The sequence below is a fragment of the Candidatus Phytoplasma gossypii genome, from assembly GCF_030586975.1.
Taxonomy (GTDB): Bacteria; Bacillota_I; Bacilli_A; order Acholeplasmatales; family Acholeplasmataceae; genus Phytoplasma; species Phytoplasma citri.
This window is the reverse complement of record NZ_JAOSIT010000035.1, coordinates 1-4,508: the sequence shown is the minus strand read 5'-3', so window position 1 is coordinate 4,508 and position 4,508 is coordinate 1. Positions and strand designations below refer to the sequence as shown.

3 protein-coding genes and 1 pseudogene are annotated in these 4,508 nt (G+C 28.1%); all 4 read left to right on the top strand.

Annotated elements, in window-relative coordinates; translation table 11 throughout:
* On the top strand, positions 1-1,967 hold a 1,967-nt coding region (gene leuS, locus OC698_RS02595; RefSeq protein ID WP_304513155.1), incomplete at its 5' end, for a leucine--tRNA ligase.
* A gap of 83 nt (positions 1,968-2,050) precedes the next feature.
* Positions 2,051-2,683, top strand: a complete 633-nt coding sequence (gene gmk / locus OC698_RS02590) for a guanylate kinase (RefSeq protein WP_304513154.1) — start codon at positions 2,051-2,053, stop codon at positions 2,681-2,683.
* A 33-nt stretch (positions 2,684-2,716) separates the two neighbouring features.
* Positions 2,717-2,941: a DNA-directed RNA polymerase subunit omega gene (gene rpoZ / locus OC698_RS02585; RefSeq protein ID WP_304513153.1), complete on the top strand. Its 225-nt coding sequence runs from the start codon at positions 2,717-2,719 to the stop codon at positions 2,939-2,941.
* A gap of 704 nt (positions 2,942-3,645) precedes the next feature.
* A pseudogene (locus OC698_RS02580) lies at positions 3,646-4,508 on the top strand (reverse transcriptase domain-containing protein); the annotation flags it as partial.

Genomic DNA, 4,508 nt, shown 5'->3' with positions numbered 1-4,508 from the left:
GTACAGTATTAGCGAATGAAGAGGTTATTTCTACTTCTGAAGGCATTATATCAGAACGTGGTGGTCATCCTGTTTTTAAAAGTAAAATGAAACAATGGATTTTAAAAATTACTAAATATGCGGATAGACTTTTGAATGATTTGTCATTATTAGATTGGCCAGAATCTATTAAGGAAATGCAAATTAAATGGATTGGCAAAACACCAGGTTTTATTTTTTATTTTATTTTATCGGTTGATAACAAACAAATTTTGTCTGTTTTCACTACCATGCCTCAAACAATTTTTGGAGTTAGTGCTTTAATTTTGGCTCCTGAACATCCTTTGATATCAATTTTGACTACTTCTGAAAATCAACAATTAGTTGATAATTATTTACAAAAAACTCAACGTAAGAGCAATTTAGAAAGAGAAATTAATAGAGAAATTACGGGAGTTTTTACGGGTAGTTACGCTATCAATCCTTGCAATAATCAAAAAATTCCTATTTGGATTTCAGATTATGTTTTTATGCATTATGGTACAGGAGCATTAATGTCGGTTCCTTTGTATAATCAAAAAGATTTTATTTTTGCTCAAAAATATAATTTGAACAAATATATTATTAAATATTGCAGTCCTCATTGCCATTTATATTCAATAAAAGAAAAAATTGAAAAACCATGTTTACAAAAAAGTGGTAATTTTATTAATAGTGATTTTTTAAATGGTTTAGATGAATTGTCTGCTAAAGAAAAAATTATAAATTTATCTATCAAAAATAAATGGGGCGAATTATTTAATACTTATAAAATTCATGATTGGTTATATTCTCGTCAAATTTATTGGGGAGAACCTTTTCCTGTTTATTATGATGAAAATAATAAAATTTATTTAATGTCTGATGATGAATTGCCTTTAGAATTGCCTGAAACTGATAATCTAGAACAGTTATACAAAGGTGGTTCGCCTTTGGCTCAAATTTATTCTTGGTTATATTTTCATAAAGATGATAAAATTTATAAACGTGATTCTAATACTATGCCTCAATTTGCAGGTAGTTCTTGGTATTATATAGGTTATATTTTGAAAAATTATCTAAGTATGATCCCTTTAAATACTACGGAAGCTAAAGAATTATTAGATTATTTTTTGCCTGTAGATATTTATATTGGCGGCGCCGAACATGCTCATGGTCATTTAATTTATGCTCGATTTTGGTGTAAATGTTTATATGATTGGGGCTTAATATCAACTCCTGAGCCTTTTTATAAATTAATAAATCAAGGTATGATTTTAGGAAATGATAATTTCAAGATGAGTAAATCTAGGGGTAATATTGTTAATGCTTCGGAAGTTTTAAATACTTATGGAGCTGATGTAATAAGGCTTTATATTATGTTTTTAGGACCTTTGGAAGATAATAAATCTTGGTCATATCAAGGTTTAAAAGGTATTCAACGTTTTTTAAATCGTATTTATAATATTTTTGATAATTTTATTATTTATGAATCAAATTTTGCAATTTTAAATAAAATTACACACCAAACTATTCAAAAAGTCACTGAGTATTATCAAAAATGTCAATTTAATAAAGTTATTAGTCAATTAATGATTTTTACTAATTCTATTTATCAATATGAAAAGGTAGATCGTTATCAAATTAGAATTTTATTACAATTATTAAATCCTATAGCTCCGCATATTACAGAAGAATTAAATCAAGTGAAATTAAAATCTAATCAAGAATTAGTGTATTCTTCTTGGCCAAAATACGATATTTCCTTTTTAGAAGAAAAAGAGGTTGTTATTGTTATTCAAATTAATGGTAAAATTAAATCTAAATTATTAATTCCTTTAGATACAGAGAAATCTGAAATTTTAACAATTATTCAAAAAGATGAAAAAATTTTAAGTTTTATTAAAAATAAAGAAATTATTAATACTATTTATATCAAAAATAAATTGTTAAATATAGTTATGATATAGATTTATTTTTATTTGATTTTAATTATTTAATAATTAAATACTTTACTTATAATGTTTTAGAAAGAATGGTTTTTAATTAATTTATGCGATTAAATAAGGAAGGGATGTTGATAATTATTTCAGGACCATCAGGAGTTGGTAAAGGAACGGTTAAGAAATTATTATTAGATAGAATTGAAAATAATTTAGTTTATTCAGTTTCTATGACTACTAGGTCTCCAAGAATAAATGAAAAAAATGGCAAAGATTATTTTTTTGTTAGTAACCAATATTTTAAAGATAAAATTAAAGAAAATTATTTTTTAGAGTATAATGAGTTTATTGGTAATTATTATGGTACTCCTAAAATTAAAGTAATGGAAGAATTAAAACAAAATAAAGATGTTTTGTTAGAGATAGATGTTCAAGGAGCTTTACAAATTAGCAATAATTTTATTAAAAGTAAAAGTGTTTTTATTTTTTTAGCTCCTCCTTCTATTGCAATTTTAAAACAACGTATTCAATATCGAAATACAGAGTCTTCGCAAATTATTAATGAACGAATTGTTAAAGCTCGTCAAGAATTATTATTGATTCAAAAAATTAAAAAATATGATTACATGATTATCAATGATAAATTGGACGAAACAGTTAATATTATTAAATCTGTTTTAATTGCGGAACGTGTAAAATTTAAAAGAATGATTAAGTTTTATTCGTCTCAAATTTTAATTTGAAATTATATCAAAGAAAGGAAATTATTTAGACAAATGATTTTTAATCAAAAAAAAGGTTTTTCAACTGATTCTATCGATGATTTATTAAAATGTATCGATTCTAAATATAAATTAGCTTATGTTGCTGGGAAAATTGCTCATGTTATAGAAACTAAAGATGAATTTTATAAATCTAAAATTAAAGGTAAAAAAATTGTTAGTAAAGCTTTATCCGAAATTATTAATAAAAATTTTAGGATTATTTTTAAAGAAAATTAAAAAAAATTTTCTTTTTTTTATGATCGATGAGGTTTAGGGAATTGTTAATGAAAAATCATATACCCGTTATGCTTTGGGAAGTTGTGAAATATTTAAATATTAATTCTTCTGGTGGGGCGCCAAAGAGGCCTAAATTTCGTGCTATCTAACCAATAGCCAGGGTCGATAAACCCTGAAAGGAGATGGTCGGTCTGACAGACGAAAGAATGTTGGATGATAGCAGACCATAAAAGCGGGTTGCGATGAAAGCAAATTAGTCAAGAAGACTCCGCCACCAAATAATTCTATGGAGAAGCCTGAAATGGCCTAAGAAGGAAATTGATGTAATAGAATAACCTGTTTCGGAAGTTGCTTAAACGAACAGTCCAGAGACTACTAATAGAAACACCAGATATTGAGTAGTTTATCAGAAAAAAGAAACCTGGAATCAGCCTCCAGAAAGAGGATACTTCCCCTAAGGAATTAAGGTAGAAATTTAGGGTAACTTGGAGAATCCTAAAACTAAGTAATTAAGTTTACTAATCTGGAAATAAAAGCCCGGATGGTCAAGGATAAAGAATCTTCTTAATAGTCGTAAGCGTAAACCTAAATTTGGAATAATTTAGTTAATCGTCTTACTGTGAAGAGAGTTAATGACTCTTATAGGGCGAAAGAAGAAAGTAATTTACTATTTATTTAATGGCATCAAGAAAGGAGTTGATATTATGTCAACAACGGTTTCACTAGAAACTAAACTTTCGCGAAAATTGAATAAAATTCAATATCGTTCATCAAACGGTTACTCTTTAAAAAGAGAATTATAGCAGGGAATGAATAACTTTCAGAATACGTTAACGACATTTAATAAAATTGCCGTTAACAAAGGGGCGGGTACACCAGGTGTGGACAATGAAACCATTGATGGGGTTAATTTAGAAAGACTAGAAAGATACCATCAGGAATACGTCAATAATGGTTATAACCCAAAACCAGTTAAAAGAAATCTCATTCCTAGTGATAATAAAAGAACTAGACCCTTGGGGCTACCTACCATTAAAGATCGGTTAATACAAAAATGCCTGGAACAACTCTTAACTCCCTATTTTGAAAATATCTTTTCAGCATGGAACTTTGGATTTAGAACCAAAAAATCTTGCCATGAAGCTATCAAACGCGTCAAACCAAGATTTAAAGGTATCGACTATATTGTCAAAATCGACCTAAAAGGTTACTTTGATACGATCAATCATGAAATTATCATGAGAACCCTAAATCAGTTTATCAGAAAGAATAAAACCCTTTAAACCATCAACAAACGGTTGAAAGTCGTTTTCATGAAGGACGGAATCAAATATGAATCTTTATCGGGTTCTCCTCAAAGAGGAATTATTTCCCCCTTGCTGGCGAATGTATATTTTACACTACATCGACCTTAAAATGGAGGAACTGATTAAAGAAGGGAAGCCGATTAGGAAGAACAACCCAGAATATAGGAAAGCATGGCTTAAAAACCAGCACCATCAACTGGGGATTGATAGGTATATCAATTTAAACCCAAAGACAAGAGTCGAATACATCCGCTACGCTG